At 46.9% G+C, this 571-nt stretch carries 1 protein-coding gene; it reads left to right on the top strand.

Features of this window, described 5'->3' with window-relative positions:
• Window positions 1-17 precede the first annotated feature (17 nt).
• A complete protein-coding gene (locus QEH53_RS24580; RefSeq protein WP_369426459.1) occupies window positions 18-560 on the top strand; it encodes a chloramphenicol phosphotransferase CPT family protein in 543 nt (180 codons plus the stop codon).
• The last annotated feature ends 11 nt before the right edge of the window (window positions 561-571 follow it).

Raw genomic sequence — 571 nt, 5'->3', positions numbered from 1 at the left:
ACGTTAGCAGAGAATAAATGATAGCGATTGTCCTCAACGGAACGTCCAGTTCTGGAAAAACAAGCATCGTACGAAGTCTTCAGAAGCATTCGCAATCTCCAATCGTGCACGCTTCTCTGGATACGTTTACGGACATGTTTGACTGGCCTTCAGTCCGAGAAGAAGAAAGAAAAGAATGCCACAAAGTAGGGATATCGAACTTTCATAAATGCTTGCCGATATTGGCTTCCGGCAGGTTCCCTCTGGTCGTCGATCATGTATTCGAAAGAATGGAATGGTTTGAAGAGTGCTTTCAAGCGTTGAAAGATAGAAGCGTCTTCTTCGTAGGGGTCCGTTGTCCACTACCGATTCTCGAAGCGAGAGAACGCATGCGAGCAGATCGCAGAACCGGACTCGCAAAGGCCCAATTCGATTTGGTTCACGTCAAAAAGGTTTACGATCTAGAGCTAGACACCTCAGAGATGAGTTCTGATGATTGTGCAAAGCTAATTCTCAAAATGATAACAAACATACGTGCTAACCAAGCGCCGCAGACAACGTCGGCAAGCCTCCGCGTCTGAGCTTGGCGTTG

Origin of the sequence: Pelagicoccus sp. SDUM812002 (assembly GCF_031127835.1) — a bacterium.
In the GTDB taxonomy this organism is placed as follows: domain Bacteria; phylum Verrucomicrobiota; class Verrucomicrobiia; order Opitutales; family Opitutaceae; genus Pelagicoccus.
Note: the sequence above shows the minus strand (reverse complement) of the source record. Positions and strands in the feature narration are given on the sequence as shown.